This window comes from Arthrobacter sp. ok362 (genome assembly GCF_900102785.1).
Classification (GTDB): Bacteria; Actinomycetota; Actinomycetes; order Actinomycetales; family Micrococcaceae; genus Arthrobacter.
The window spans coordinates 144,069-169,591 of sequence record NZ_FNGC01000004.1; the positions used below are offsets into that span (position 1 = coordinate 144,069).

Below are 25,523 nucleotides of genomic sequence, written 5' to 3' on the forward strand. Positions count from 1 at the left end.
GTTAGCTTGGCTGGCTTAGTTTGATTGGGATCCGACGGCGGTCCGCCACCGGGAGAAGCGCCGTTCGACGGCGACCAGCAGGTAGTTGACCAGCAGGCCAAGCAGCGAGACGGTCAGGATCCCGGCGTACATGTCCGGGATCAGGAAACTGGACTGTGCGTTGACGATCAGGTACCCGAGTCCCGCTTTGGCCCCGACCATTTCCGCGGCGATGAGCACCAGGATCGAGGACGTTCCCGCCATCCGGATACCCGTGAAAATGGTGGGCACGGCCGAGGGAAGGATGACCTTCTGGAACAGCCGGAAGTTCGAGAGCCCCAGGGAGCGGGCGGCACGGATGAGCAGCGGATCAACGGTCCTGACGCCGGCGATGGTGTTCAGCAACACGGGGAAGAACGCCGCGTACGCCACGATGCTGATCTTGGACGTCTCCCCGATCCCCAGCAGGAGGGTGAAGACCGGGAGCAGGGCCAGCGCGGCCGTGTTTCTAAAGACCTCCAGCAGCGGGTTGAGGAACCGGTCAAGGGACCGGTACCAGGCGACCAGCAGGCCAAGGGCGACGGCGGCCACGACGGCGATGCCGAAACCGCTGGCGGAGCGGGTCACGCTGGCCGCCAGATGGTTCTGCAGTTGGCCCTTGGCGATGAGGGATCCCAGTGCCCGAAGGACCTCGTGCAGCGGCGGGAGGAACACCCTGGTCGAGGCCGAGGCGAGGTAGGTGGGCCCCAGTTCCCAGAGCAGGAGGAACAGCACGATGGCGCCCGAAGCCCAGATCACGCGCCCGACCCTGCGCACTCCGGGCCGGACCAGGGAGGAAAGGTGTCTGGTGGCCGCGGGCTGCGCGGTCCGCCCGACGTCGGCGTCGGCCACGGGTGCGGCAGACGCGGCGGCGTCTTTGGTCAGTGTTGGTGCGGTCATCAGGCTGCCCTTCCCTGGCTGAGCTGCGGCGCCTCGTCAGGTGCGGACCCGTCGGGCCGGATTTTGGCGTGCCCGGCTTCCTGGGCCTTCCGGACCTCGTCGTGCAGCAGCGACCAGACTTTGTGGCGGTGTTCGACGAAGACGGCGTCGGAGCGGATGTCCCCGTCACCGCTCCGCTCCCCCAGGTCAATGTCAACAATCTGCTTGAGCCGGCCGGGGCGGGAGCTGAGCACGGCCACCCGCTGGCCCAGGTACACGGCTTCGTCGATGCCGTGGGTGATGAAGATGATGGTCTTGCCCGTGGACCGCCAGATACGGAGGAGTTCCTCCTGGAGCTGTTCCCGGGTCTGGGCATCCAGCGCCGCGAACGGTTCATCCATGAGCAGGACGTCGGGTTCGTACGCGAGGCTCCGCGCGATGGCAACACGCTGCTTCATGCCGCCGGAGAGCTCATGGGGATACCGGTCCTCGAAGCCGGACAGGCCAACGAGTTCCAGATAGTGGCGGGCCTTGTCCGCACGTTCCTTGCGGCCCAGGCGGCGTCCGTCGCTGCCCGGTCCTTCGAGGCCGAAGGCGACGTTGGCGGCCGCGGTGCGCCACGGGAAGAGCGCGTACTGCTGAAAGACGACGGCGCGGTCGCGGCCGGGTCCGGTCACCTCCTTGCCGTCCACCAGCACCTGGCCGGTGTCCGGCCCGGTGAGCCCGGCAAGGAGGTCCAGGAGGGTGGTCTTGCCGGATCCGCTCGGACCGACCAGGGTGATGAACTCGCCCGCGGCGACATCCAGGGTGATGCCCTCCAGCGCCGTCAGGGTGGTGCCCTCCGGCTGGTCCTTGCTGGGCCGGACGGTGAACTGTTTCCCGACGTTCCGGAGGCTGATTTTTGGCGTCGGACCGGTGCCGCGGGTCATGAGGCCGCCCCCTTCAGCAGGTCGTTGAAGTCGTTGGTGTAGTACTTGGAGGGGGTGATGTCGCCGGTGACGATGCCGGTGTCTTTCAGCCAGGCTGACCAGCGGGTGAAGTCCTGGTCGCTGATGGCGCCCTTGGACGGGACACCGACACTCTTCCAGTACTTCAGGGCCGCGGTGCTTTCGGAGCGCTGGCGCTTGTTGATGATGCTCGTAAACCGTGCGATCACCTCGTCGCGGGGCGTACTACGTTCCCATTCGATGGCCTTGGCCACCCCGGTGGTAAAGATCCTCGTGGTTTCCGGGTTTTTCTCGATGAAGTCCTTGCGCAGCACGTATTGGCCTCCGGCGAAGGTTCCAAAGAGTTCGAAGTCGTTGAACAGGGACCGCAGGCCGCCCTTGGCGACAGCGTTATCCTGCAGCACTCCGCCTAGCGCCCCGACGTCGACCTGTCCGCGGCGGATGGCCTCCTCGGTGTCATTGGGCGGAACGACGACGAGCTGTACCTGCTTGATCTCCTCCTGCGACAGACCGTTCTTCTTCAGGTAGCTGTTGATCACGGCGTCCGAATGGGCGCCCAAGGTGTTGACCGCGATCTTCTTGCCGATCAGATCCCGTGGCGACCGGATCGGGCTGTCCTGGGTGACATAGAAGCCGTTGAACGTCTTTTCGTCCTCGCCGTAGTAGTTGATCACTGCCGCGACCGGTGCGCCGGCTTCGATGAGCTTCACCACCGCGCCCGAGAAGGCGCCGCCAAAGTCGGTGGCTCCCGTCGCGGCTGATTGGATGCTCGCAGGCCCGCTGATGGTGTTACCCACCCAGTTCAGCTTCACGTCGCCCAGGTAGCCGAGGTCCTCGGCCAGCTCCGGCAACGTGACGCTGTTGGCCCACCCCTCGTAGCGGAGTTCGGTAACTTCGGGCGTCCCGGGAGTATTTCCGGCCGGGGACTGGGCGCTCGCAGGGCCGCCGCAACCGGAGACCACCAGCGAGACCGCCACGGCGGCAGCAACGCCCAAGGTGGAGAAAAGTCCTGCGGGTAAGAGTCGGTTTTTCATAGCGGATACTTTCTGGATTCGACGGTGCGGACCGGGGCTACCGGACCGTGTCCACCATCAGAACAGAGTTCAATCCATGCCGGCAGGCGCCGCGACACCCGAAGAAACCGCGCGTAATCCGGCGACGAAAACAGCCACGGACGGCAACCGCTACCCAAGCGGACACATGGGTACGCAGTCCGTAACAGGGCAGACTCACGCGGTCATCTGCGGCCATTCCGGGACACATCCGCGCCCCACCGGACCGGCACTGTGAAGTCATGGTGACGCCCGGCGACCGCGCGTGACGGGGCCGGCGTCGCGCCGCCGTCGTGCATGGCACGAAAGAATTCCTGGGAATGCGGCCGAATGTTGCGCTCCCGGCGCGGCGCAGATGGTCAGGGCCGGCTATTGGACACGGCCCGAGCTGCCCGCGGGTCCGGCGGTTAGGCTGACCAAGAAGATCAAGACATCGCGGCACCGTACTGCGACTTGGGGCCACTCATCGAACCTCTGTTAGGAGCATCATCGGATAGCCTCAGCCGTCGCTTTCCTGCCACTAATCCGCGCCGAGCGCCAGGAGCGCGAAGAACTAAAAGCACACGGCTATCAACGCGAGACCCCGCCGGTGACCAGGAAGTCCTTATTCCTGCTGACCATGCTGACGGCACTGCTTTGGGCCGGAGCGGCAGCACTCATGACCTTCAGGCAGGAACTTCTCGTGCCGGTCGTGCCCGCCGTGCTCACGGTCCTCTTGGTGCTTCGATACCGGCAGTGGAATCGAGGCCAGGACCCTGATCCGGGTCCCGAGTAGGAACACTTGGGAACTGGCCCGGGCCGCTCAAGGGTGTTCGCCGCTGCCTTGGCGCAGCGGCGAACACCCTTGGGGATTGGGTCGAAACGCTGCTTACATTCCGGGGATCTGCTGCGCCTCGTGAACCTCGATTTCGCAGCCGCCGGGCATGTTCAGGTGCGGGTGCACCTTGGCCAGTTCCACGGCCGCCTCAAGGCTGTCGGCCTCGATGATGCTGTATCCGGCGACTTCACGCTGGCTTGGCGCCGTGGCTCCGCCGGCGGAGACGCGGACACCGTTGGCCAAGGGCGTTCCGAAGTCGATCAGGCCGTTGCCGACCTTGGCGGCCCAGTTGTTCCACTGTTCCATGGCGGCTGCCATGTCCTCCGGCGCGGGCGGCGCGGCCTCGGCGGGGGTCATCGGGGCGTGGTAGATGAAGACGAACTTGGACATATTGATCCTGCTTTCCTGGAGGTCTTGACGGGCTTGGGTTGGAAAACTTCAGACGGTGACGGTCCGGCCGGTGAACGCGATCAGGCGCTCCAGGCTGCTCGCAGTCTCCGCGACCGGCTGGACAGCGGCGAAGCTGCCGCTGGCGCGGACCTGGTCCGAGATGGTCACCAAGGCCAGGGCCTCAACGTGATCCGTGACGACGTCGGAGACTACTAGTTCCTGGCCGATGGCCTTCGCGAAGTCCCACGCGTGGACGAGCAGCTCCAGGTTGACGATCCCGGCGACGACGGTCGCGGGCAGCTCGGCGAAGCCCATGTCGATGGTGCCTTCGAAGCCGCGGCGGCTGAGCGCCTCCAGGGTGGCCTGCGCGAGTCCTGCGATCCGAACTTCCGGGCCTGCCCCGGCGTCGTCGCTTACGTCCGCGCCCAGCGCGCCGCCGACATGCTTCAGCGAACCGGCCAGGTGCTCCAGCAATTCGTGGGCCGTGAAATTTTCGCAGGGAGTGGCTTTCTCACGGTCCTCCGGGGTGAGCTTGCGCAGCACGCCCAGGAGCACGGCGAGCGAAGCCTCGGCCGAGCTGAGGTGATCGACCGGGTCCGGGGCAGCCGACCATTCGTCCGGACCGGCACCGTCCGCGGAGGAGGTCTCGGCGATCAGGCGATCCAGGTAGTGGTTCCAGCCCTCTGCATGTGCTGCGGCCTGTTCGGCGTTGAGGCCGTCGTGGACCAGGCGGAGCGTGGTGCCGTCGGCGTCGGGCTCCAGCGTGATCGTCACGGTCGAAGCGCCCGGAGCCAGATCCATGCCGGACTCCCAGCCCCAGGTGAAAACGATGCGCTTGCCCGGCTCGATCTCCTGGAAAGTGCCGGCGGCGTGGTGGCCGGGAGTGACAGTCCAGCGGTATTCGCCGCCAATCCGAAGGTCAACCCGGGCCGCCACCGTCTGCCAGCGGCGCAGACGTTCCGGCTCGGTGATGAGTGCAAAGGCCTCGTCGGCGCCGACGGGCAGGTGAATGGTCTTATCGAACGTCATGAGAGTGGTCCTTTTTCTTGAGGAGAAGTGTCTGAATTGGTCGTGTGATGTTGCAGTGGCCCATGACGCTGCGTCGCAAGGGCGGCCGCATCTGATGCCAGCAGATCCAGTTCGTAGGTCCAGAACTGTTCGACAAGTTCACGGAGCCGGCCCATTCCCACTGGGTCGAGCCTGTAAAACCTGTTCCGTCCCTCTTTGCGGGCAGACACCAGGCCGGCCTGCTCCAGTAACAGAAGGTGCTGGGACACCGCGGAGCGGCTCACCGTGAAATGGGCGGCCAGTTCCCCGACCGCCTGTTCGTGGCTGGCGAGAAGATGCAGCAGGCGTCGCCGATTTGGCTCCGCAGCAATCTCCAAGGCATCCAACACAAAGAATACGTTAGTATCCGCTAACGCATTCTGCAAGAGCAAACTAGTCGGAGTGTCAGGTGAGGGGAGTGCGGCACTTCTGTGAGCGGGATCAGAGCCGGCTTCGACGTCTGCACGGCGTCGGGGCATGGCGGTGTGTCGACGACGGCGCGCCCGCGCCGTTAGAGGTGTCTTTTGCGATTAGGAAGCTGCGGCGTTGCGCAGGGGCAGGGGCAGGGAGGAGCCAGCATCAAGTGCGGGGCACTCCCCCGGCGCGGCGGCTATAAGCCCCGGTGGTGTTCGATGAGCCATCGCGCCATCTGCTGGGCGCGCTTGGAGGCCTGCGTGTCCCCTTCGGTGGCCGAGATGATGGAGCCCTTCATCAGGATGTGCCAGGACCGCGAAAATTCCTCGGGCCGGTCCAACCCGGCTTCCTCGGCCAAGGCCTGGATGTGGCCCCGGATGCGGCTGAGGTAGTCGATGCTCGCCTTCCCCAGCGGGTGCCCGGGCCCCATCTCCAGCAGGACGTTGATGAACGAGCACGCCTCGAAATCCTCACGCTGGAACCAGTCGCCGAACACGTCAAATACGGCGAGCAACCGCTCCTCGGCGGTGTTGCCCCGCCGGCTGGCCTCGGCCACGATGAGCTCCACCGTCCACACTTGGTCGCGGAGTTCCAGAAAGGCCAGCACCAGGGCGTCCTTGGACGGAAAGTGCCGGTAGAACGTTGCTTTGGAGACCCCGGAATCGCTGATCAGCTCGTTGACCCCAACTCCGCGGATGCCGCGGCGGGAGAACAACTCGTAGGCGGTGGCGAGAATACGGTCCACCGGCTCTTCGCGTCCGGCCATGGCCGTGGCAGGCAACAGCGTAGGGCCTGCAGTGTCGTCGTAGACAGTCATGATAAAAAAATTTTACACCGGGCTGGGGCGTACAGACCGGTCTGCCTCGGAGTGTGCTATTAGTGTCCGCTGGATTCGCCCGGCGCATTCGCCCGGAGCATTCGCCCGGCACGGCGCTGGGCGGGCCGTCCAGGGACCCGCCCGGCGCCTTGAGTTCCCTAGGGATGAAGAACATGGTCCCCATCGCGGCGTGCCGAGAAACGGCCGTCCAGTGCGTGGACGAAGCTGCGGAGGGTGGCGGATTCGTGCGTGTTGCTGGCCAGCCGGACGATGGCCGAGGCCGTGTGGGCTAGCTTGATGTTGTGGTGCTGGCTGTAGGCGGAAAGTCGATCGAAGGCGGCGTCGGCACCGATGTGGAGGATTCCCATCAGGATGCCCTTGGCCTGTTCAATGAGGCCTCGCGTGCCGATGGCTCCAGCAACCGCCTCGCGGGCGGACCGGTCCGTTTCCAGCTGAACTGTCCGGGTGAGATCGAGCATGAATCCGTCGATGAACAGCAGTTTCCCGTCACAGTCCGGCGCGCCCTCCCCAGCTGTCAGGACGCGGCGTTCCCGCGTGCGCGCGTCGAATAGACGGTGGTAGCTGGCAAAAAAACCTCCGCCACGGCACACGTCCTCGAAAATTTCCCTGCACCGCTTCCGGTCGTCAGGGTGCAGGTGCGACATCAGGACGCCCACCGTCGGCACCACCTCGCCCCGGTGATAGCCATGGATTTGGTAGATCTGCTCGGACCACTGCAGCTCCCCCGAGACGACATCGTAGCGAAAGGTCCCGGCCAGGCAGTCCTCGGCGGCCAGCGCGCTGGAGTATGCCTGCAACGCCTTCAACTGGGTCATGGCCATGCCTGCCTGCCCGGCCTGCCGCCAGGCGCCCCGCCCCGAGAGCGCCCCGGGCGGCTAACACGGGACACCGCGACAGTCAGCACGAGCTGAGCCCGGCCTGGGCGGTCCGCGCTTGCAGCGCCTGCCGCCACCGTACGATCAGCTGCTGGTTCCGGATGACGGCGCGGCCGCCCAGGAAGCGCGCGGCGGACGGGATGCCGACGCGCGGCGGCCGTCCCGGGGATCTGGGCGCTCCGACAGGGGCCGATCTCGCCCGTGACCGCGGCTCGTTGGTGTGCGTGTCATGGGCAGCACGGTTCTGCATGTTGGGCTCCACCGGAATGCTGTCTGCCATGGACTGGCGCAGCCCGTCATTTTGCGGTGCCATAATTTCGGTCACCAGCCCCATGCCGGCGTACTCCCGTACTGCGGCGATTCCGGCCACCGCCGATGGCAGGTCAGGAAAGGGCCTGGAGAGGGCCATGACGGTCCCGTCCGGGGCGGTCAGTCGAAATCGGTAGGAAGTATCGGAATCGGTGAACAGTTCGAACATGCCTGTCATAGAACCCTCCTGGTAGCCGGGACCCGGTTGTTCCCGGTGACGCCGTTGTCACCGGGAACAGCCTGAATCCACCCGAACGATGCCAGCCACTCGTGGTGAGCCGAATCGAATTGATGAATTCATGAAAGTCTGAACTACGGTTCTTGTCTGCGCAAGAGGTACCACCTTGTCTGCCGGCGGCGGCGACACGGCAGCGGTCCGGCGCTACGATGTATGTGCGGGCGGACCAATCGTGGGGGTTGGGAGACAGACTTTTCTGTCTCGCACGTGTTAGTTTTTCCTGTCGGCGGGTTCTGCCCAGACGCGCTGCTCAGAATATTTGAAAGTGAAGGAGGGAGGTCCCGATGCCGGATGATCTTCCCGCAGCCCTGGTCCTGACCGATGTGAAGGCCGAACTTTTCAAGTCCATGGGCCACCCTGCGCGAATCCAGCTGCTGGAGATGCTCGCGGACGGGCCAGTTGCCGTGAGCAGACTGCGCGACAACACCGGTCTGGAGCCGTCGAACCTCTCCCAGCATTTGAGCCTGCTCCGCCGCCAGCGCCTGATTGTCCCCTCACGACGCGAGGGGCGGCTGTTCTATGAATTGGCCAGCCCTGAGGTGAACGTCCTGCTCGCGGCCGCCCGATCTCTGATCGGCACCCTCCTCCACAGCACCCGCTTGACCCTGAGTCCCATGGGTGAAGAGCGGGAAGACGCAATCCGCTAGCTGCCGGCGCGTGGTGGACCGCTGCAAGAACGGGTCCTCTGCCCCTCCCTATCGTCCGCTCCACTTGTCGGCTTAGGCTGGTCGCATTCTATGAACTCAGTTGAGCATCGAACGCTGCCGGCATCCTAGAAGGCCGGCGACGGTTCAGCGGGGCAGGAAGGAGGCTGGGGATGACGCAGGCGGACAGGACGTGGACACCCGAGGATCGAAGTTGGCTCCGGGAAAACCTCAGGGAGGCCATCGACCATCTGGTGGAGATGGGATACACGGTGCGCGGGGGCCAAGGCGAGGATCCGGAACTGATCCACCCCGGCGGTTCGGCCGTGCAGACGTGGCGGGAAGACTACCCCTACGACGAGCGGATGTCGCGCGAGGAGTACGAGCTGGAGAAATACCAGCTGCAGGTTGAACTGCTGAAGTTCCAGTACTGGGGCCAGGACCAGGACCTCAGGCACGTGGTCGTTTTCGAGGGCCGGGATGCGGCCGGCAAGGGCGGTACGATCAAGCGCTTCACCGAGCACCTGAATCCGCGCTCGGCCCGGGCCGTGGCATTGAGCAAACCCTCCGACCGTGAACTGGGCCAGTGGTATTTCCAGCGCTACATCCAGCATCTGCCCACGGCCGGGGAGATCGTGATGTTCGACCGCTCCTGGTACAACCGGGCAAATGTGGAGCGGGTCATGGGCTTCTGCACGGAGCAGGAGTTCGACACCTTTATGGTTCAGGCGCCGCTCTTCGAGAGGATGCTGGTGGACTCCGGGATCCACCTGACCAAGTTCTGGTTCTCGGTGACCCGCCACGAGCAGCGCACCCGCTTTGCGATCCGGCAGATTGACCCGGTGCGGCGCTGGAAACTCTCACCCATAGACCTGGCCTCCCTGGACCGGTGGGAGGAGTACACGGCAGCCAAGGAGGAGACGTTCCTGCGGACCGACACGGACCATGCGCCGTGGATCACCATCAAGTTTAACGACAAGAAGCGGGGACGGATCAACGCCATGCGCTTCTTCCTCAACCAGTTCGACTACGAGGACAAGGACACGTCAGTGGTCCACGGCCCCGACCCGCTGATCGTGCGTCGCGGCCGCGACGCCGCCGGCGACTAGCGGTCCGTCATGACCGGCGGACGCCGCGCAGCCGGCCCGGCGCAGCCGCCGGATCGCACCGTCGCCGGCCTGGCGGACTTCGGGGCCCGCGACAGAGCCATCGCCGGGGGGAAAGGGGCGAACCTGGGCGAACTGATACGGGCCGGTTTCCCGGTGCCTCCGGGGTTCGTCATCACCACCGCTGCCTATCGATTGATGCTCGAAGAAACAGGTTTGGCCCAGACCCTCAGCGCCTTGCTGCAGGAGGATGCGGACGGGGAAAAGATCCGGGCAGCCTTCAGCTGCGTGCCCATGCCGCCGGGCGTGCGCGACTCAATCACCGATGCGTACCGGCAAATGGGATCCGGCGCGGTGGCCGTCCGTTCCAGCGCCACCGCCGAGGATCTCCCCGGAGCCGCCTTCGCCGGTCAGCAGGACACCTTCCTGAACGTCGTGGGAGAGGACGCGCTTGTCACAGCGGTTGCTGGCTGCTGGACGTCCCTATGGGCCGACCGGGCGATTTCCTACCGGAGGCGGCAGGGCATAACACTGAAGGCCTGGCGATCGCCGTCGTCGTCCAGAGCATGGTTGACGCAGATGTCGCCGGAGTGATGTTCAGCGCGGATCCGGTCACGGGGCGAAGGGACCGGATCGTCCTGGACGCCGGCAGGGGGCCGGGCGAGGATGTCGTCTCTGGGCTCGTGACCCCCGAACACTATGTCTTGGACCACCGCGGCCAACCGATGAGCTGGCATCCCGGGGGCTCTGCAGTGCTTATCCGTGCCGGATCCGCTGCTGGCCGTGGTCCCGCAATGGAAGAGAGCGCCAAACCTGCGCTAACGAAGGACCACCTCGCCCGGCTTGCCGAACTCTCGGCCCGCGCGGTCAATCTCTTCGGGGCACCGCAGGACATGGAATGGGCAGTAGCGGGTGGGAGGGTGTACCTGCTTCAGGCCCGTCCGATTACGGCTTTGCCGCCTGAGCCTGCGAATCTGAACTTCTTCCAGAAAAGAATCGGCCCCACGTACGTCGAAATGTTCCACGAGCGGCCCTTCCCACTTGATGTTTCCGGGTGGCTTCGGCTCGGGCTGTTCGACATGCTGGGGCAGATGGCCGGCAGCATCGGTGTTGTCTTCCCGTCCGTAGCCCAGATCCTTCCCCAAGAGGACGGCGTCGTGGTGCGGCTGGTGCCGCCTGTCCCCCGGCCGACGATCAAAATACTGGGCGCGCCCGCATCCATCGTGGCCAGAGGGCACCGCTACCGGCTGTCGCAGTGGACCGGTGACCAGCGGCTCGCGGCCTTCCTGGCGGAGGTGGACAAGCTGGACCAACAGGACCCCGGGCTACTGGGCTGGCCACAGGTCCTGGAACACGTGCGTCGGATTTTTGCCGGGCTGACACCGATCACCGATCTGCGCGTCTCGTACCTGCCCGGCCTGCTGCTTTCCCAATTGAAGCTGCGATCGCTGCTGCTTTTGCTCGGCAGACCGCGCCTGGCGCCGGCCCTGAACGCCGGCGCACCCACGCAAACCAGCGCCGCGAACGAGGAACTGGAAAACCTTGCCGGACTGGTGCGCGCAGAACCCAGCCTGCGGGCCTCGTTCGAGCACCTTGAACCTTCGGACCTGACACCTCTCCTGGCCAACCCGCGGTATGCGGACTTCGCACGCAGGTTCGCTGCGTTCCTCGCTAGCTACGGCCACCGGGAGACTTCCAGCGTCGTGCTGAGCAGTTCACCGACATGGTCCGAGGCGCCCGAAGTTGTCCTGGGACTGGTCAAAGTCCTGGTCGGTGCCCCGCCCCCGAAAACAGACCAGACCGGTAACGCGCTTCGGGAACTCCTCGCCCACCCGGCCATGAACATCCCCCGGCTCCGGCGCCTCGTCCTGAACGCCGTGGAGCAGGCCAAGGCAGGAATGGCCTTCCGGGAGGACACCCACTTCCACGCGACGGCGCTGCTCCCCCCGCTGCGCAGGTCCCTGCTGAACCTCGGCCAACGGCTGCAGGCAGCAGACATCATCGACCGCCCCGACGAGGTCTTCCACCTGAGGTTTGAAGAACTCGGCACGATGGTCGACCCCGCCCGGTTCACAGCCGGTGAACGGGACCGCTGGCGCAGCCTCGTGACCGCGCGAGCCGCCAAACGCCAAGAACTGGCAGCCGTCCCGCTCCTGGACCTCACCGCCCTGTTCGGGGAAACCGCCCGGAGTGCGGAAACGCTCGTGAACGGATCGGGCGCCAGCAGGGGTACCGCCACCGGTGCGGTGCGCATCATCCGCCAGCCCGCCGAATTCGGGGCCCTGCGCAGCGGCGAAATCCTCGTCTGCCCCTACACCAACCCGTCCTGGACACCTCTGTTCCAGAGGGCCGCCGCAGTCGTCGTCGACACCGGAGGGATAGGCTCGCACGCGGCCATCGTCGCCCGCGAGTATGGCATACCCGCCGTAATGGGAACCTGCAACGGCACCAGCACCCTCAGGGACGGACAACGCGTCACCGTGGACGGAGGCAGCGGGCTGGTCATTCCCGCCGTGACGAGCCCTGACATAACCGGTCATCTGCATCCCCTCGATCAATGACCCCACCGCTGCAACTGGGAGACCTACACGGCGAACCGGGCCGGGTATCGCCACAATTGCAACCGGGCAGCCAGCACCCGGACAATGGTGCGCATGACCGCTGTAACCCTGCTGGCTTTTGCCGGGCTGTGCCTGCTGCTTTCCGTCACCCCCGGCCCGGATACGTTCCTGGTGCTGCGCATCTCGCTGCAGAGCGCCGGGGCCGGCCTTGCAGCGGCCCTCGGCTCGGCACTGGCATCCCTGATCTGGGCCGCGCTGGTGGGAGTGGGGCTCGCCGCAGTGCTGGAGGACTCCGCGGAAGTGTTCCGCTGGCTAAAGATTGCAGGCGGGTTGTACCTGCTGTACTTAGGAATCTCTTCGCTGATCCGGGCCCGCCGCGCTGCACCGTCAGCAACAGCCGGACACGCTCCCCGGCGAAGCTACCGCCGAAGGACCGGGTTCGGTGCCGGCGCGCTCTCCACACTGCTCAACCCCAAAGTCGGCCTGTTCTACCTCGCCGTCGTGCCGCAATTCATTCCGCACGGCGGCAACACGCTGGACACCGCCATGGTGCTTGGCGCCATCGAAAGCGGCATCGGATTCATTTATCTCGCGGCCGTATCCATCGCGGCAGCGAAGGCAATGGCCTGGCTGCAGCGCCCCCGTGTGAGCAGCTGGCTCGAACGCGGCAGCAGCGGCATCATCGCTGCACTCGGCCTGGGCGTGCTGGCATCCAGCACCAGTTCTTAGCCCGTACCGGCGCGGAACGTATCGATCAGGATCGGAGAAGCGATCAGGGAGGCCACAGCATAAAGTCAACAACACGACCTGCCCACCTCACCGAAGGATCTGCCATGACCTCCATCGAATCAATCACCCTCGAAGTACCTGATCCCACAGCCGCCACCGCCTTCTACACCGGCGCCTTCGGATTGGGCACGCAGGTGCGCGTGCGAGCCGCGGATGCCCCGACGGCCGGGTTCCGTGGGTTCACGGTGTCGCTCATAGTGTCGCAGCCGTCCACCGTCAGCAGCCTGATCGACAGCGCTCTGGCTGCTGGCGCCACGACGCTGAAGCCGGTCCAAAAGTCACTGTGGGGCTACGGCGGCGTCGTACAAGCCCCGGATGGTGCGATCTGGAAGGTAGCGACGTCGGCGAGGAAAGACACGGGCCCGGCCACCCGGCAGATCGACCAGATCGTGCTCCTGGTGGCGGCAACCGACGTTGCTGCGAGCAAACGGTTCTACGTCGACCACGGCCTCTCCGTAGGGAAGAGCTTCGGTAAGTACGTCGAGTTCGCCATGCCGGCGAGTCCCATCAGGCTGGGGCTCTACGGGCGCCGCGCCCTCGCCAAGGACGCCGGCGTCTCTCCCGACGGCACCGGCTCGCACCGACTCACGGTCGGCAGCGACGCCGGCCCGTTCACCGATCCGGACGGGTTCGCGTGGGAGGCCGCCTCAGTGTGAGCCGGGCGGCGGCGGTCGTTTAGCCGGTCGTGTCCAGTAGGTGGTCGGATTGCGGCGGTATGGGAAGAGCAGGAGATGTTGTCGGGATTCTCCGTCTCTGCGTCGCAACAGACCAGGAGGCGCGGCTGAGGAGCCGCGCCGCTGAAAACAAGGAGAAGTCACATGTCCTCATCGGTGCTGTACATGTCGATGTCCCTCGACGGGTACATCGCAGGTCCGAACGACGGACCGTCCAACCCCGGCGGCGACGGATTCGACCGGCTGCACGAGTGGATCGCAACTCCGGACGGGGAGTTCGGCAGGCCGGCCGGGCCAGCCGGGAAATTGTGGGACGAATGGAACGCGACCGGCGCCGTGCTGGCCGGTCGACGCACCGTGGAGCAGGTCGATCATTGGAAAGGTGATCATCACGGAGTGCCGATCGTGGTGCCCAGCCACCGGCCCCCGGGTCCCTCGGTGGCGAACTATCCGCTGGTGACCTATGTGGCTGACGGGATCGAGAGCGCGATGGCGCAGGCGAAGGCCGCGGCCCGAGGCAAGGACGTGATGGTGCACGGTGCGTACACTGCGCAGCGGGCGCTCGAGGCAGGGGTGCTGGACGAGCTGCAGATCCATCAGGTCCCGGTGCTGTTCGGTCGCGGCCGCCGGTTGTTCGACGTCTTGCCGGCGCAGGTCGAGTTGGAAATCGTTCGGGTGATCGACACTCCGGAAGCCACCCACATCCGCTACCGCGTCCGTCGCTGAGCGGTCCCTTCCGCACAGGGGTTCGGCATGCCATCGTTACAGAATGCAGACAGTGTACGAAGCTGCCGGCGGTGCCGACTTTTTCCTGACGCTGGCGGACGCATGGCATACCAGGGCAATGGCGGACGAGGTGGTCGGGCACGCGTTCAGCCATGGCTTCCATCCCGAGCATAGGCGGCGGCTCGCCGCCTACTGGGCGGAGGCCTTAGGTGGGCCGACGACCTATACAGACTCCTACGGCGACGAGACATCAGTGGTCCGGATGCATAGCGGCAACGGGCCGCACGAGGACATGGATCGTAGGGCGATCGTCTGCTTCGATCAGGCACTGACCGACGTCGGACTCACCGACGACAACCGTCTCCGCAAGGTGCTGCACGACTACTTTGCCTGGGCAGCCTCCACCACGATGTCCCGGTACCACCGCTCCTCAGATGACGTTCCAGACGGACTGCCCATCCAACACTGGTCCTGGGACGGGCCCGTCGGAGGGATGGGTTCAGAAGACATCTGATCGCTCAGCTCGCCGCGGGGGCTGTCATACTCTGACCACGGCCGTCAACGTCGAATGCACAACGCGGACAAGCATGCCCAAGCCGGAGTTGTTTGATCTTGCACGCAGCATCGACGCCCACAAGGACTCGTGCGGTCGAGAAGCTGGTCCTGGCCCGCTATCTCCAGACGCTCATTGAGACACGCAATCGACACCTCACGGCGGACCCTCAGCAGGGATAACTGGTTTCCGCCGCCGAAGGCTTTGGCCACGAGTCGGTCTCCGACGTCGTCTGCGGACATCCGCTGCAAAGAACCAGACGCCGGTTGAGTATTACGTCGTCTCGAAGGAGCGCGACCACAACAACGGTGGCGTCCCACACGGCGGCGACCCCAGCAGTACGCTTCTGGTCCCGCGAACGGATACCCATGCCATGAGCCTAACGAGGGCGTTACCAGGGCGCCTCCACGAACGAATAGAACCCTTTAGCGACCCGCGCCTCTCTGCTTTTGGAAGTCACGGCTGAAAAGTGTTCCCAAGGTTGAGGAGTCAGGGCGCAAAAAAGCGGCGGCCAGTCCTGTCTAGGACCGGCCGCCGCGAATAGGGATCAGATTGTGCGTCAGGCCTTAGCCTTTCGCTTCACCCAGCCCCAGACAGCCGTCGCCACCAGCAGCACCAGGCCGATGATGGCCAACCAAAGCAGTCCCTTCACGGCGAAGCCAAGGATCGAAAGAATAAGCCAAATGATAAGTAGTGTGATTATTAGTCCCATACCGGAAGCTTATGCCACCCCAGTGATCGCGTGGCACTGTCAGAGATCTGACGGCGCGCCTGTTCGAATAGAGATCAGCTCGGGACGAACACGGTGGACTGTCTTTACTCGTGCATGGTTCCCGTTCTGTGAATTGCAGCGGTAAATGGCGGCTTTCTCGCAGCGCTAAATGTCACCCCGCTGCACGCAAGACCATCCTGATGTGGGGCGCGGTGGGGCCATCGTGTTTAGAGACTTCAACCTTTGAATCGGTGGACCCACGAGGAGCTCCGTCCGCGGAGCACTCGCGCACGCCGCCGCCGGCGGGAACGCTCACCTGCTCACCGTCGGCCCCACCGAGGGAGCACACCCACGGGGAGGGGTTCGTCGCCAACATCTTCGCGTACCCACACGTTGAGGTTCAGGCAGTCCTCGCTGAATTCGTTATCGGCTTCGAACCAGCTGGTGTTCCCGGCTTGGAACGGTGCGGGACCTTTCTGGTCGTAGGGCAGGTCGGGATTGAACGGCAGCAGGGTGGGGCGGCGGAACCGTTCCGCGGTGGCGTAGGGGATCCCGAGCCAGGACCGCACTGCGTGCGGTGCGGGGGTCTCGGTCATGTGAGGGGTCCGTTCGGAGAAGGGTCAGTGTGCGTCGGATTTGGGGGTGGGGTCGCGCTGTCGCCGTTCCGGAGCTGCGCCCAGTGACGTAGCCGTGCGGTAATGGCTCGCTCGTAACCGCCGGTGGTGGGTTCGTAGAAGGTCTCCCGGGGCATGCCGTCCGGGAAGTAGTTCGCGCCGGAGAACCCGGTCTCGGTGTCGGTGTCGGGGTCGTACTGGTATCCGTCGCCGTAGCCCAGGTCCTTCATGAGGCGGGTCGGCGCGTTGAGGATGTTCGCCGGCGGCATTAGCGAGCCGGTGCGTTTCGCCGCGGCGCGCGCCTTATTGAACCCGCGGTACACGCCGATCGACTTCGGCGCGGTTGCGAGGTAGACGACCGCTTGTGCGATGGCGAGTTCTCCTTCGGGGGAGCCCAGGCGTTCGTAGACGTCCCAGGCGGCGAGTGCCTGTTGGACGGCGTTCGGGTCGGCCATGCCGATGTCTTCGGTGGCGAATCGGGTGATGCGGCGGGCGATGAAAAGCGGGTCTTCGCCGCCGTCGAGCATCCGCGCCAACCAGTACAGGGCTGCGTCCGGGTCGGAGCCGCGCATCGACTTGTGGAGCGCGGAGATGGGGTTGTAGTGGCCTTCCTGCGATTTGTCGTACAGCGGTGCCCGTTTCTGCACGGCGGCGGCGAGGACGGCCGGGCCGACGGGTGCGGCCAGGGCTTGCACCTGCTCAATCATGTTTAGCAAGTACCGGCCGTCACCATCCGCCATCGCGATCAGCGCCTGCCGGGCCTCATCAGTCAGTGGCAGCGGCCGACCGAGGAGCGCTTCGGCGCGGGTGATGAGGGTGCTGAGCGCGGCGTCGTCCAGGCGCTTCAAGACGAGGACCTGGCTGCGGGACAGCAGCGCGCCGTTGAGTTCGAAGCTGGGGTTCTCTGTGGTCGCGCCGACGAGGACGACGGTGCCGTCTTCGACGTAAGGCAGGAATGAGTCCTGCTGGGCGCGGTTGAAGCGGTGGATCTCGTCGACGAACAGCAACGTGCCCTGCCCGACCTCGCGGCGGCGCTGGCTGCTTGGAACACTTTTCGGAGGTCGGCGACGCCGGAGAAGGTGGCGGAAAGCGGTTCGAACGCGAGGTCGGTCTGTTCGGCGAGCAGCCGTGCGATCGTGGTCTTCCCGCACCCTGGCGGCCCCCACAGCACCATCGACACCAGCCGCTGCGTGTTGACCATCCGCCCGACCGGCGCGTCCGCGGCCAGCAGATGGTCCTGCCCGATGACGTCCCGCAAGGTGCGCGGACGGAGCCGGTCAGCCAGAGGCCGCGAGGCGTCATCGACGTCGAACAGCGACGGCGTCTCGCTCACGGGTGCTGCTGCCGGTGGCGGTCGCCGGCGAGGTCGTAGGAATCGTGCACCAGGTCTCCGATGAGCTGCTTCGTGATCCCGGCGCCGGGCCCGATGGAGATCCAGTGTTGCTTGTTGAGGTAGTGCCCGATCGTGATCGTGTCGAAGTCGCGGCGGAACGCATCCCCGTGGTGCGGGTCGACCTTCACGGTGACGATCTGCAGGTCCGGGTCACCGTCGGTGATGATGAGGAACACCTTGTCGTGCACTTTCCACACATCAAGGTGCGGCGTGAACGGGCGCCCATTCGTGACGTCTGCGAGCGATGCCGCGACGTCGCGGGCGTGCTGCTGCAGTTGCTCGCCCGAGAGAATCACTGGTCCCTCCGGCCGAACGTTTCAGGGTCGACCGGACGCTTCGCGTGCGGCAGGTTCTCGACCACGAGCAGGTAAGACTCGGTGACCAGGTCATCGACAAGCCGCTTCTGCAGGTCCCCGCCGGGATGCAGGGTGATCCAGTGCTGCTTGTTCATGTGGTACCCCGGCGTGATGTCCTCGTGCTCCTCGCGGAGCGCTTTGCCGTCCTCCGGATCCGCCTTGACGATCACGATCGGCTCACCAGTGACCTCGGTGACCAGCATGAAGACCTTCCCGCGGACCTTGAACACCTCCCACTCGGGCCCGAAAGGATGCTCCAACCCAGCACCCGGAAGCTCCTCGACGCGGCTCCGGGCGTACTGCTGCAGCGTGTCACCCTGCATATTCGTCCTCCTGAGGTCGCTGGCAGGAACAAGCCTATCCGAATATGCGTACGATGGTACATACTTGGGCTGACATCGAAGGAGGAGTGCGTGCGGAAGGGCAAGCCGAATGACCCGGAACGCAGAACCCGGATCCTCCGTGCGGCGCTGGAGGTCATCGCGATGGAAGGCGTGCACGCGGCATCGTATCGGCGCATCGCCGCGCAGGCCGGCGTGCCCCTCGGGTCGACGACGTACTACTTCTCCGACCTGGAAACATTGATCGTCAGCGCGTTCAAGACCCTGCGAGACGGACTGGAACCGCGATACGCGGCCCCGTTGAGGGACGCGCGAACCGATGGCGACGTCGTTGACGCGCTCGTGGCCGCCACGTGCGGTGCGACGGCCCCGACGCTCGACGACATCCGCTTGTACGAGGAGATGCACCGCTACGGCGCGCGCAGCCCACAGGTCGCTGGTCTTCTCCGCGACTTCCAGGAGGCGTCCCTCGTGATCCTCCGCCGCTCCCTGTCGGACGGCGCAGCCCGAGCTGTCGACGCGCTCATGTGGGGGTGGTGGAGCTACCGCGCCCTCAACGAGCATGATCGGCTCGACACGGGCATGGTGCACGACGCGTACCGGGCCCTCGTCACTATGGCAGCCACCGAACTAGTACCGCAGAAGTAGCATCACCGTGTCTGACACCCGCGCGATCCGACCCACCGGCCCCGTCGCACCTGGCTACGCTGCCGAAATGGTCAGGCCTTTCGCTGCGACCCCATGCATCGCAATTGTTTTCGTTCTTCTGGTGGATGCTCTGTACAGAACAGCGAAGGGCGAGACGGCCTTGACCGTCTCGCCCTTCGTTCATGTGCGGGTGATTACTCCCACTCGGATCGCATGCCCTCGGGGTAGCGGGCGCCGAAGCCTCCGGTGGGGAGGATCTCCTTGATGCGGTCGAGGTCCGCTGGGGTGAGGGTGAGGTCGGCGGCGCCGATGTTCTCCTCGACCCGCTTGGCGCTGCGGGTGCCGGGGATCGGGACGATGTGCTCGCCCTGCGCGAGAAGCCAGGCGAGAGCAAGCTGCGACACCGTGGCATCCTTGGACGCGGCCAGCTCGGTCAGCTGACGGGTGGCTTCGAGATTCTTCTCGAAGTTGCCGGGCTGCCAGCGGGCATCGCGGCTGCGCATGTCGGTCTCATCGTATTCGGATGCCGGTTTCGCGGTGCCGGTCAGGAATCCGCGTCCGAGGGGCGAGTACGGGACGAATCCGATGCCCAGTTCATTCAGGACCGGGAAGAGGGCTTCGACCTGACGCTCGAAGAGGGAGTACTCGGTCTGCAGGACTGAGACTGGCTGCACTGCGTGCGCGCGGCGGATGGTGTCGGCGCCGGCTTCGCTGAGGCCGAAGTACTTGACTTTGCCGGCGTCGATGAGTTCCTTCACGGTCCCGGCGACGTCCTCGATGGGGACGTTGGGGTCAGGGCGGTGCTGGTAGAGGACGTCGATGTGGTCGGTGCCGAGGTAGCGGAGGCTGTTCTCGGTGACCTCACGGATGTGGTCGGGCCGGCTGTCGTACCCGTAGTCACGGGTCCAACCGAATTTCGTGGCAATCACGACGTCGGCGCGGAAGCTCTTCACGGCGGCGCCGACGATCTTCTCGTTCTCGCCCCACCCGTAGAGCTCGGCGGTGTCGAAGTGCGTAACGCCGAGGTCGTAGGCGCGCTGGATGGCGGCGGTGCCGCCCTCAGCGTCGGCTGCGCCGTACGCGATCGAGATACCCATCGAGCCGTAGCCGATGGCGGAGGATGTGAGGCCCTGCTGGCCCAGTGTGCGTGTCTGCATGAGATGTCCTTCTATCAGCGGGCGATGGCCTGGTAGCGGTCCCACCAGGAAGCGATGGACCCGAGCGCGGCGTTGTTCTCAGCGCGGAACTTCTCGCTGAGGGGCCCCACGAAACGAATGTCGGTCAATTCGGTGGACCCGCCCCACATCTTCTGGCCGTCGGCGGTCCTGTCGAGGTGGCGGGCGATCGCTTCCTCGTTCTCGTAGCGCTCGTGTTGCAGGATCGTCGTCCCGTCAGCGCTGCGAGCCAGCGTGTATTCGAGGACGTACGGCTCCTCCTTCTCGGTGACGGGAAGCACCGTCGCGACGTACTGCTCGAAGAGGTCCTGATCGAGGACACGGTAGGTGAAGAAGACGTCGATCTGATCAGTGGTGGGCATTGCTATTCCTTACGTCCATAGATTGGACCGCTTCGGTGGTCGGGGTGTGCCCGAGCATGTTGGCTGGCAGCACGTCCTCAACGCCTTTAGCGGATATAGACAGTATATGCACAGTTTGGCAGTCACTGCCACAAAGAACGCTGTATGCTCATTGAGTGAGCCAGAAAACGAGTGCAGGGCGCGGACTGAGACAACGGACACGAGACGCCGTCCGAGCGCAGATCGCTGACGTCGCTCTCGTGATGTTCGACGAGCAAGGCTTCGACGAGACCACGGTCGACCAGATCACATCAGCCGTCGACATCTCCCCCCGAAGCTTCTTCCGGTACTTCGCTTCCAAGGAAGATGTCGTCCTGGGTGACCCGATGATCTACGGCGAGCCCGTTCGCCAGCGTCTTGCCCAGGGCCTGGAATCCATGCCGGTATGGGAGGCCCTGAGGTGGGGATTCGAGGCGGTCATCGAGACCGTTGAATCAGACCCTGAGTGGGCGCTGCGTGCGGCCAGGGTGATGATTAGTACTCCTTCTCTGCGCGCTCGGAACACGGAAAAGCACTTAGCGTGGATGACTGTTCTCGAGCCGCTGGTCGCCGGCGCCATGACTGGCCCCGAAGCAGATCGCCACTATCAGGCGCGGGCCGTCACCCTGTGCGCCCTGACCTGCCTCGACGCCTACTCCGCTGAGTGGGTACACCGCGGCGGCGACGTGCCATCACGGGTGCTGCTCGATGACGCCTTCCGGATGCTCAAACCCGCAATCCTGACCGAATAGCCACCTTGGCCAAGCGGGCCCACGTGTCCGACAGTGCCACCTCGGCGACCGCCTCCGCACGGCCCACTCGACCTCCAAACACGCCACCCCAACATCGACGACGTCCCCGGCTGAGGACTTCTACAGGGAGTCGAGTTCGTCACTGATCCCGAGACGAAGAACCCTCGAACCAGTTCGGCAGCGAAGTCATCGGCGTTTGGTTCGAAATCGGTCTGCGCCCGAACATCGTGCAATCCATCACAGCAGCATCATTCTCCGGATGGCACCGCCGCTGACCCACAGCGGCGACCAGCGCGACACGAGACTTCGCATCCTGGACCAAGCACCTACCCCGTGCCGAGGACCTCGCCACGCAACGCGCCCGACCCGTGGCGGGCGCCCATTTTGAACCCGGCACCCGCTGCCGCTGTATACGCGGCGGAGGTCTCAGCGACGCGTCAGCGCCTTCACGGGCAGCGATCTCGAGGTATTGCTCCGCAGCGCCGCCGCCGAGCACATCGTTCTTGCCGGTATCACCACCAGCGGCGTCGTAGTCTCCACCGTCCGCCAGGCCGCCGATATGGACTATCGCATCACCGTCCTCGAGGATGCCTGTGCCGACCCTGATACCGAGGTTCACCGTGTCCTTATGGATGAGGTCTTCCCGAGACAAGCGGTTGTCACCTCGACTGTTGCCTGGTAGAGACCGTCGCCTGAACTCAACCTGAATCTTGTAGACGACCGTTCATGAGACTGCCCCGACGTCGGCTTTCAATGTGGACTTGCGCGCTTTGCGGCGGCGTTCTGTGACCGCTCTCTGTCGCTAGTCACCGACGACGAGTACGATCGCGGCAGCTTCCGATGGGCCCGTCCTCCCAGTTACGCGAATGCGGGGGTTGTAGGCTCAGAGCATGTCAGCTCATTGGGGGATGCAGACTCAGCGCGGAAGAGCACTGCTTGTTTTGGCCGGACTCGTGCTTGCGCTGGCGGGTTGTGCGTACAGTGATCCGCCTGAGCAACCAGTTAGCTCATTGCCTGAAGGGGCCACGGCGCCTCCCCGGTCCTTTGAGGAAAACGTTGGTGAAGTGGCCCGCTTGCTTGATGCATCCGTAACGGACGCTGGCATGCCAACGGAAGCAGAGCCTGCCGGGAAACTGGCCACTGTACTTGCTCCCGGGGACTATGTCGTCAGGGCCGCGTGTGCCGGCGGCTACTTCGCCAAGCTGACGATCGTCGAGGGCGATGGGCTTCCGCTGTCAACAGACGTTGACTGCGATGCGACCACATTCCAGCGGTTCCTAAGGCACGCGGGCGGTCCCATCACGATCAGCGCGATCCCGTCGACCGGCAGGCCCGCAGCCGCCGGGGTTGCCGTAGGGCCCAACACTGACCCCTTGGCTTCAGCGCAAGAGGACATGGCCGAATGGTCATCAACGCGGCTGAAACCCGCAGTGCCGGGAGAGCAGGCCGGCTCCGCTGCTTCGAATTCCCCCACCAGCTTCGGAATGTCCGCCAAACCCGGCACCTACGAACTGCAGTTCTTGTGTGAAGGACCCTCCGGGACCGAACTGTCGGTGGCCAGCTGGTCCGGTGCCGAAGTCGTCGCCCCGGTGCAAGTCCATTGCAATGGGAACGTCTTCAAAAGGACAGTGCAGCTGGAAGCGGGCACTGACAGAGTGGATTTCACGATGAAGCCCGGCGATGGCGCGGAGACCCGATACGCTTTCAGGCTCGTTCCGCCCAGGTAGCCTCTCACTATCCAGACGCGTCGACGGCGACTTCCATCATTGCCAGGGCGCCGATCAGCCGGGACGGTACGGCGCCGGTGAAGTGCCACAACAAAGCAAAGGGCAGGAATCCGGGATTCACCACGGTTTTGGCTTAGCCCCTAAGCATTGAGATTTCTTAGGGGAAATATGAATAAAGCGCAGAGACGCGCTCACGTTGAGTCGCCGTGTTAGGACTGCGGTTCCCGGGTGGTTCCGATCTGGAGTGACACGCGCGCCCGTTCTGAGGCGCAGCCGGACTGGCGCGTTGTCGCCCGTGAATGCAGCAACCAGCGCTGCCCCCGCCGCAGCCACGTGAACCGTTAGGCCTCCCTGGGGCCCGGGCGCCCATCGGTGAATTCGCCACCGCGGTACGCGCCAACCGCCACATCGGCGTCTGCTACGGGCCGCCCAGCGTCGGTAAAACCCTCTCCGCACGCGCCTACGCCGGCGCGACCGAATGGGAACAATGGCAACGGACCGGTCAAAACCAACACCGAGCCCGTCCCTGCCCGCGTGCTCGAAGCAAGAACAGCATTCTGGACCCCCACCGTGACCATCAGCCCCCGAGAGATCGATCGGCAACTGCCCGGATCTGCCAGAGAATCTCCTGGGCAGTCGAATACGCCCGGGAAGGCAACATCGACGTCTTCGAGCACCGCGACTCCCGGGCATCCGGCCTGACCGAACTCCTCATCATCGACGAGGCCGACCGGCTCAAACCTCCAGCGCTCGAGCAGGTCAGGGACTACTACGACCGCCACACCATGGGCGTCATCCTTATCGGTATGCCCGGCATCGAAAAACGCCTCGCCCGCTACCCCCAGCTCTACAGCCGCATCGGCTTCGCCCACCACTACCGGACCCTCAGCACCGAGGAGCTCACCTTCGTCCTGGCAAACCGCTGGCAGGAACTCGGCCTGAGTATCGACCCCCAGGACTTCACCGATGCCGAAGCCATCGCCGCTGTCGCCCGCATCACCAACGGCAACTTCCGGCTCATCCAGCGCCTCTTCACCCAAATCACCCGTATCCGCGACATCAACCAGCTCAACAGCATCACCAAGGAAGTCGTCGATGCAGCCCGCGAAACCCTGCTCATCGGCACCTGACCGCGCCAAATACCGCCGCGAAATACACGCTAAATACCGCGGAAAATTACAGTTTCCGTTCCCCGGAAGGACGGCTGAACTGGCTTCCGCCCGGCACGTTCGTGCCGCTCGAGGGTTTTTGGTCGTTTGAACCTTCCCGCCGCCTGCGCCCTGGGCGCTGAGCGCGCCACGCTGTCCGGGCCGCTGTGACGTTGAAAGTTCCACGTGACAGACGGGCGTTAGTTTTTGTCACGAAGATTACAAGCATGCTTCTCTAGTCATTGGACAAAACCCGGTCGTAAAGTGATCGTCATCACTCATTTCCGAGTCTGGAGCTACGATGCTTATTGGGGGAAAGCGGCGTACGCCGCAACGTTCAGATCGATCCGCCGGTGGCCACGGTCCGCCGGCTTTGTTGTTCCGCGGGGTTATACCCACCGGCCTGGGGATCGGGCTTCAGCCCGGGGCGGCAGGTCCAGGCCTGGCACCGATCACCTGTGCCGGATAAGACGACTAAACCCTGGATTTTCCGCGCCCTCATTGCGGTGGCCTCGTTCGTGATCTTCATGGCAGTCTGGCTAGTTATCGAAGTAGTTTCAACTCGGACCCTAATAACCGGAGCTGTGGTCGGAGCGGTAGTGTCTGCAATCCTGTCACTAGCCTTTGCCATCAAGGGGAGACAAAGGTGACACTGGGCCGTTGGCTGGATGATTCAGGGCCAACCTTCGTCTGCGACGGCCTGATGAGTGGGGCCCTCTGGGCTCCACTATTATGCCACCAACAGCGCCCAGGCTGCCGCCGCAGGCTACGCCTAGAATTCCCGCGGCAACACCACCCGCGCCGACACCCAGGCAGCCGCCAGCCCTCCCCCTCGTTGCCCCAGGGCGCTGGACCTAAGGACCTCGTGGTGAACAAACCCAAAGACGACCGTGGCCGGCGATCGCAATATCTCCAGATGGCGGCAACGGTTATCGCCATGCTCATTTTCATTTCAGTCTTCACCGAGTCGAAAACTCCGGAGCGAACACTTACGTCCGGTGCTGCTCTCATTGTGTGCCTCATCGTCCTAGCAGTCATCGGTTCGAAGCTGTTCAAGTCTCGGATTCGGCGGCAACGGAGCGATCGGAAACCTTGATGGGAACGTGGCAAGCAAGAGAAGCGCAGCGCGCGCCGGCTCGTGTCAGCGGTGCGGCAACGACGGGATTTGGTTTGGCCGGCAAAGCCTTCGGTAACTACCTGAGAGGACTGTGATGCGATCCCCAGATCGTCGCAGCATCGTCCGCTACCGCCTGCTGGTTGTCGTGGCCATAGCCATCATGCTCCCGGTTGGTTTGGTGGTCGCTACCCTGAGCTCCTGGCTTTTCGGCCATCCCCTGGGAGAGGTCCCAGGCGTCGCAATGTATCTTGTCGTTGGCATCTCGGTCCTGTCGACGCTGGCT

At 64.6% G+C, this 25,523-nt stretch carries 29 protein-coding genes and 2 pseudogenes; 14 read left to right on the forward strand and 17 right to left on the reverse strand.

All coding sequences use genetic code 11. From position 1 onward, the window contains the following. Window positions 1-15: 15 nt before the first annotated feature. Genes BLQ10_RS06975 through BLQ10_RS06985 form a run of 3 tightly spaced genes read right to left on the reverse strand, consistent with a single transcriptional unit; the run spans window position 16 to window position 2,878 of the window. Window positions 16-918, reverse strand: coding sequence for an ABC transporter permease (locus tag BLQ10_RS06975; RefSeq protein WP_254785440.1), 903 nt, complete (start codon window positions 916-918; stop codon window positions 16-18). Further along, entirely contained in the window at window positions 918-1,826 is a 909-nt protein-coding gene (locus BLQ10_RS06980) for an ABC transporter ATP-binding protein (RefSeq protein WP_091560011.1), read from the reverse strand. The genes BLQ10_RS06975 and BLQ10_RS06980 overlap by 1 nt, the downstream gene beginning before the upstream one ends. After that, on the reverse strand, window positions 1,823-2,878 hold the full coding sequence (locus BLQ10_RS06985; RefSeq protein WP_091560012.1) for an ABC transporter substrate-binding protein: 1,056 nt from the start codon (window positions 2,876-2,878) through the stop codon (window positions 1,823-1,825). Before BLQ10_RS06985 ends, BLQ10_RS06980 begins: the two co-directional genes overlap by 4 nt. Before the next feature lie 607 nt (window positions 2,879-3,485). On the opposite strand from BLQ10_RS06985, the gene BLQ10_RS06990 reads away from it, so the two are divergent. Beyond that, window positions 3,486-3,671 carry a hypothetical protein gene (locus BLQ10_RS06990; protein ID WP_091560015.1) on the forward strand — a complete coding sequence of 62 codons (186 nt, stop codon included), beginning with the start codon at window positions 3,486-3,488 and terminating at the stop codon, window positions 3,669-3,671. A 93-nt stretch (window positions 3,672-3,764) separates the two neighbouring features. Here the strand turns inward: BLQ10_RS06990 and BLQ10_RS06995 are convergent, their stop codons facing one another. The 6 genes from BLQ10_RS06995 to BLQ10_RS22665 form a co-directional block, all read right to left on the reverse strand. Continuing rightward, on the reverse strand, window positions 3,765-4,103 hold the full coding sequence (locus BLQ10_RS06995) for a YciI family protein (protein ID WP_091560016.1): 339 nt from the start codon (window positions 4,101-4,103) through the stop codon (window positions 3,765-3,767). Between the two features lie 48 nt (window positions 4,104-4,151). Next, window positions 4,152-5,132 carry a TIGR03086 family metal-binding protein gene (locus tag BLQ10_RS07000; RefSeq protein ID WP_091560018.1) on the reverse strand — a complete coding sequence of 327 codons (981 nt, stop codon included), beginning with the start codon at window positions 5,130-5,132 and terminating at the stop codon, window positions 4,152-4,154. Further along, window positions 5,129-5,536 (reverse strand): ArsR/SmtB family transcription factor, encoded by a 408-nt coding sequence (locus BLQ10_RS07005; RefSeq protein WP_254785441.1) that lies wholly within the window; start codon window positions 5,534-5,536, stop codon window positions 5,129-5,131. The genes BLQ10_RS07000 and BLQ10_RS07005 overlap by 4 nt, the downstream gene beginning before the upstream one ends. Window positions 5,537-5,760: 224 nt before the next feature. Continuing rightward, complete coding sequence (locus tag BLQ10_RS07010; RefSeq protein ID WP_091560440.1) at window positions 5,761-6,330, reverse strand: TetR/AcrR family transcriptional regulator; 570 nt, start codon at window positions 6,328-6,330, stop codon at window positions 5,761-5,763. A 209-nt stretch (window positions 6,331-6,539) separates the two neighbouring features. Further along, window positions 6,540-7,217, reverse strand: a complete 678-nt coding sequence (locus BLQ10_RS07015) for a PAS and ANTAR domain-containing protein (protein ID WP_091560444.1) — start codon at window positions 7,215-7,217, stop codon at window positions 6,540-6,542. Between the two features lie 82 nt (window positions 7,218-7,299). Next, window positions 7,300-7,764 carry a YegP family protein gene (locus BLQ10_RS22665; protein WP_254785442.1) on the reverse strand — a complete coding sequence of 155 codons (465 nt, stop codon included), beginning with the start codon at window positions 7,762-7,764 and terminating at the stop codon, window positions 7,300-7,302. Window positions 7,765-8,108: 344 nt separating this feature from the next. Between BLQ10_RS22665 and BLQ10_RS07025 the strand changes: the two genes are divergently transcribed. The 8 genes and pseudogenes from BLQ10_RS07025 to BLQ10_RS07055 all read left to right on the forward strand — a co-directional run bounded on the left by BLQ10_RS07025 (window position 8,109) and on the right by BLQ10_RS07055 (window position 14,838). Next, window positions 8,109-8,471: an ArsR/SmtB family transcription factor gene (locus tag BLQ10_RS07025; RefSeq protein ID WP_091560020.1), complete on the forward strand. Its 363-nt coding sequence runs from the start codon at window positions 8,109-8,111 to the stop codon at window positions 8,469-8,471. Between the two features lie 170 nt (window positions 8,472-8,641). Further along, entirely contained in the window at window positions 8,642-9,577 is a 936-nt protein-coding gene (gene ppk2 / locus BLQ10_RS07030; protein ID WP_091560022.1) for a polyphosphate kinase 2, read from the forward strand. A 9-nt stretch (window positions 9,578-9,586) separates the two neighbouring features. Next, window positions 9,587-10,473, forward strand: a pseudogene (locus BLQ10_RS22525) (PEP/pyruvate-binding domain-containing protein); the annotation flags it as partial. A gap of 1,152 nt (window positions 10,474-11,625) precedes the next feature. Then, a complete protein-coding gene (locus tag BLQ10_RS22670; protein ID WP_254785464.1) occupies window positions 11,626-12,135 on the forward strand; it encodes a PEP-utilizing enzyme in 510 nt (169 codons plus the stop codon). A gap of 93 nt (window positions 12,136-12,228) precedes the next feature. Further along, window positions 12,229-12,864, forward strand: coding sequence for a LysE family translocator (locus tag BLQ10_RS07040; RefSeq protein WP_091560024.1), 636 nt, complete (start codon window positions 12,229-12,231; stop codon window positions 12,862-12,864). Window positions 12,865-12,968: 104 nt separating this feature from the next. After that, window positions 12,969-13,580: a VOC family protein gene (locus tag BLQ10_RS07045; RefSeq protein ID WP_091560026.1), complete on the forward strand. Its 612-nt coding sequence runs from the start codon at window positions 12,969-12,971 to the stop codon at window positions 13,578-13,580. A 162-nt stretch (window positions 13,581-13,742) separates the two neighbouring features. Then, window positions 13,743-14,324 carry a dihydrofolate reductase family protein gene (locus tag BLQ10_RS07050; RefSeq protein WP_091560028.1) on the forward strand — a complete coding sequence of 194 codons (582 nt, stop codon included), beginning with the start codon at window positions 13,743-13,745 and terminating at the stop codon, window positions 14,322-14,324. Window positions 14,325-14,367: 43 nt separating this feature from the next. Continuing rightward, the gene (locus BLQ10_RS07055) at window positions 14,368-14,838 is read left to right on the forward strand and encodes a group II truncated hemoglobin (protein WP_091560030.1); all 471 of its coding nucleotides are present in this window, start codon (window positions 14,368-14,370) and stop codon (window positions 14,836-14,838) included. A 598-nt stretch (window positions 14,839-15,436) separates the two neighbouring features. On the opposite strand, the gene BLQ10_RS21975 is transcribed toward BLQ10_RS07055, so the two are convergent. From BLQ10_RS21975 to BLQ10_RS07075, 6 genes and pseudogenes are all read right to left on the reverse strand, one after another. Then, window positions 15,437-15,589, reverse strand: a complete 153-nt coding sequence (locus BLQ10_RS21975; RefSeq protein WP_028276278.1) for an LPXTG cell wall anchor domain-containing protein — start codon at window positions 15,587-15,589, stop codon at window positions 15,437-15,439. A 320-nt stretch (window positions 15,590-15,909) separates the two neighbouring features. Beyond that, window positions 15,910-16,185 (reverse strand): carboxylesterase family protein, encoded by a 276-nt coding sequence (locus BLQ10_RS07060; RefSeq protein WP_139164190.1) that lies wholly within the window; start codon window positions 16,183-16,185, stop codon window positions 15,910-15,912. Continuing rightward, entirely contained in the window at window positions 16,182-17,210 is a 1,029-nt protein-coding gene (locus BLQ10_RS07065) for a replication-associated recombination protein A (protein WP_254785443.1), read from the reverse strand. Before BLQ10_RS07065 ends, BLQ10_RS07060 begins: the two co-directional genes overlap by 4 nt. Window positions 17,211-17,290: 80 nt before the next feature. Continuing rightward, window positions 17,291-17,404 (reverse strand): annotated as a pseudogene (locus BLQ10_RS23040) (AAA family ATPase); the annotation flags it as partial. A gap of 128 nt (window positions 17,405-17,532) precedes the next feature. After that, window positions 17,533-17,892: an MmcQ/YjbR family DNA-binding protein gene (locus BLQ10_RS07070; protein WP_091560031.1), complete on the reverse strand. Its 360-nt coding sequence runs from the start codon at window positions 17,890-17,892 to the stop codon at window positions 17,533-17,535. Further along, the gene (locus tag BLQ10_RS07075) at window positions 17,889-18,275 is read right to left on the reverse strand and encodes an MmcQ/YjbR family DNA-binding protein (RefSeq protein ID WP_091560033.1); all 387 of its coding nucleotides are present in this window, start codon (window positions 18,273-18,275) and stop codon (window positions 17,889-17,891) included. Before BLQ10_RS07075 ends, BLQ10_RS07070 begins: the two co-directional genes overlap by 4 nt. Window positions 18,276-18,365: 90 nt before the next feature. Here BLQ10_RS07075 and BLQ10_RS07080 point away from each other — a divergent pair, with 90 nt between their 5' ends. After that, the gene (locus BLQ10_RS07080) at window positions 18,366-18,941 is read left to right on the forward strand and encodes a TetR/AcrR family transcriptional regulator (protein WP_217635793.1); all 576 of its coding nucleotides are present in this window, start codon (window positions 18,366-18,368) and stop codon (window positions 18,939-18,941) included. Window positions 18,942-19,135: 194 nt separating this feature from the next. Here BLQ10_RS07080 and BLQ10_RS07085 read toward each other — a convergent pair whose 3' ends face one another. Together BLQ10_RS07085 and BLQ10_RS07090 are read right to left on the reverse strand one after the other, a co-directional pair. Then, window positions 19,136-20,098, reverse strand: coding sequence for an aldo/keto reductase (locus BLQ10_RS07085; protein WP_091560036.1), 963 nt, complete (start codon window positions 20,096-20,098; stop codon window positions 19,136-19,138). A gap of 14 nt (window positions 20,099-20,112) precedes the next feature. Continuing rightward, window positions 20,113-20,478, reverse strand: a complete 366-nt coding sequence (locus BLQ10_RS07090; protein ID WP_091560039.1) for an antibiotic biosynthesis monooxygenase family protein — start codon at window positions 20,476-20,478, stop codon at window positions 20,113-20,115. 155 nt (window positions 20,479-20,633) lie between these two features. Between BLQ10_RS07090 and BLQ10_RS07095 the strand changes: the two genes are divergently transcribed. From BLQ10_RS07095 to BLQ10_RS07110, 4 genes are all read left to right on the forward strand, one after another. Beyond that, entirely contained in the window at window positions 20,634-21,248 is a 615-nt protein-coding gene (locus BLQ10_RS07095) for a TetR family transcriptional regulator (RefSeq protein ID WP_217635794.1), read from the forward strand. Between the two features lie 406 nt (window positions 21,249-21,654). After that, window positions 21,655-21,930, forward strand: a complete 276-nt coding sequence (locus BLQ10_RS07100) for a cysteine hydrolase family protein (protein WP_302847300.1) — start codon at window positions 21,655-21,657, stop codon at window positions 21,928-21,930. A 421-nt stretch (window positions 21,931-22,351) separates the two neighbouring features. Continuing rightward, window positions 22,352-22,975, forward strand: a complete 624-nt coding sequence (locus BLQ10_RS07105) for a hypothetical protein (protein WP_139164191.1) — start codon at window positions 22,352-22,354, stop codon at window positions 22,973-22,975. A gap of 299 nt (window positions 22,976-23,274) precedes the next feature. Then, the gene (locus tag BLQ10_RS07110; protein WP_091560046.1) at window positions 23,275-24,105 is read left to right on the forward strand and encodes an AAA family ATPase; all 831 of its coding nucleotides are present in this window, start codon (window positions 23,275-23,277) and stop codon (window positions 24,103-24,105) included. The last annotated feature ends 1,418 nt before the right edge of the window (window positions 24,106-25,523 follow it).

Coding starts and splice junctions, on each gene's coding strand:
- BLQ10_RS22665 (WP_254785442.1), bottom strand. CDS start 7,764: ATGACAGGCATGTTCGAACTGTTCACCGATTCCGATACTTCCTACCGA.
- ppk2 (WP_091560022.1), top strand. CDS start 8,642: ATGACGCAGGCGGACAGGACGTGGACACCCGAGGATCGAAGTTGGCTC.
- BLQ10_RS07045 (WP_091560026.1), top strand. CDS start 12,969: ATGACCTCCATCGAATCAATCACCCTCGAAGTACCTGATCCCACAGCC.
- BLQ10_RS07025 (WP_091560020.1), top strand. CDS start 8,109: ATGCCGGATGATCTTCCCGCAGCCCTGGTCCTGACCGATGTGAAGGCC.
- BLQ10_RS07015 (WP_091560444.1), bottom strand. CDS start 7,217: ATGACCCAGTTGAAGGCGTTGCAGGCATACTCCAGCGCGCTGGCCGCC.
- BLQ10_RS07085 (WP_091560036.1), bottom strand. CDS start 20,098: ATGCAGACACGCACACTGGGCCAGCAGGGCCTCACATCCTCCGCCATC.
- BLQ10_RS07040 (WP_091560024.1), top strand. CDS start 12,229: ATGACCGCTGTAACCCTGCTGGCTTTTGCCGGGCTGTGCCTGCTGCTT.
- BLQ10_RS21975 (WP_028276278.1), bottom strand. CDS start 15,589: ATGGGACTAATAATCACACTACTTATCATTTGGCTTATTCTTTCGATC.
- BLQ10_RS07075 (WP_091560033.1), bottom strand. CDS start 18,275: ATGCAGGGTGACACGCTGCAGCAGTACGCCCGGAGCCGCGTCGAGGAG.
- BLQ10_RS07050 (WP_091560028.1), top strand. CDS start 13,743: ATGTCCTCATCGGTGCTGTACATGTCGATGTCCCTCGACGGGTACATC.
- BLQ10_RS07055 (WP_091560030.1), top strand. CDS start 14,368: ATGCAGACAGTGTACGAAGCTGCCGGCGGTGCCGACTTTTTCCTGACG.
- BLQ10_RS06975 (WP_254785440.1), bottom strand. CDS start 918: ATGACCGCACCAACACTGACCAAAGACGCCGCCGCGTCTGCCGCACCC.
- BLQ10_RS07000 (WP_091560018.1), bottom strand. CDS start 5,132: ATGACGTTCGATAAGACCATTCACCTGCCCGTCGGCGCCGACGAGGCC.
- BLQ10_RS22670 (WP_254785464.1), top strand. CDS start 11,626: ATGGTCGACCCCGCCCGGTTCACAGCCGGTGAACGGGACCGCTGGCGC.
- BLQ10_RS07105 (WP_139164191.1), top strand. CDS start 22,352: ATGCCAACGGAAGCAGAGCCTGCCGGGAAACTGGCCACTGTACTTGCT.
- BLQ10_RS07010 (WP_091560440.1), bottom strand. CDS start 6,330: ATGGCCGGACGCGAAGAGCCGGTGGACCGTATTCTCGCCACCGCCTAC.
- BLQ10_RS07110 (WP_091560046.1), top strand. CDS start 23,275: ATGCAGCAACCAGCGCTGCCCCCGCCGCAGCCACGTGAACCGTTAGGC.
- BLQ10_RS07060 (WP_139164190.1), bottom strand. CDS start 16,185: ATGACCGAGACCCCCGCACCGCACGCAGTGCGGTCCTGGCTCGGGATC.
- BLQ10_RS06995 (WP_091560016.1), bottom strand. CDS start 4,103: ATGTCCAAGTTCGTCTTCATCTACCACGCCCCGATGACCCCCGCCGAG.
- BLQ10_RS06980 (WP_091560011.1), bottom strand. CDS start 1,826: ATGACCCGCGGCACCGGTCCGACGCCAAAAATCAGCCTCCGGAACGTC.
- BLQ10_RS06985 (WP_091560012.1), bottom strand. CDS start 2,878: ATGAAAAACCGACTCTTACCCGCAGGACTTTTCTCCACCTTGGGCGTT.
- BLQ10_RS07090 (WP_091560039.1), bottom strand. CDS start 20,478: ATGCCCACCACTGATCAGATCGACGTCTTCTTCACCTACCGTGTCCTC.